1 protein-coding gene is annotated in these 433 nt (G+C 67.2%); it reads left to right on the top strand.

Annotated features, from left to right (window positions below):
* Window positions 1–144: 144 nt before the first annotated feature.
* Window positions 145–433 (top strand): ABATE domain-containing protein (locus ACYF6T_RS44655; protein ID WP_461703721.1); only part of this gene is annotated, 289 nt, incomplete at its 3' end.

Raw genomic sequence — 433 nt, 5'->3', positions numbered from 1 at the left:
GTGCCCGTCCGGGGCGTCGGCTCGCTCCGGTGCCGGGGCGTCTCCAGGCGGCACCGTCTGCGGCGTCGTCCCCTGCCGAGTATGCTGTGACATGCTAAAGCTCCTTTGCATGTCACACTATGGGGAAGTGAGGAGATACGTCAAATGCTGGATGCGTATCACAGCCCACTGGTGGTCCAGATGGCCGTCGACCTGGCCAACACCTTGAGGCCGATCAAGGGAGAGGACGCGCTCGAGACCCTGGAGCAGCTCCGGGACTTCCTTGACGACCATCCCGCGGCTGCGCCTCCGAGTCCGGCCGCGAACCAAGGGACCGGTCCGCGGCATCTCACCCACGCCGACCTGGCGGAAGTCCGCGCGTTGCGCGGGACGGTGCGCAAGGTGCTCGAACGGGCGAACGCGGACGTGGCCGAAGCCGCCGCTCTGATCAACG

Source organism: Streptomyces sp. 7R007, from assembly GCF_054850255.1.
The sequence above is the reverse complement of the archived record's forward strand: the minus strand, read 5'-3'. Positions and strand labels throughout refer to the sequence as shown.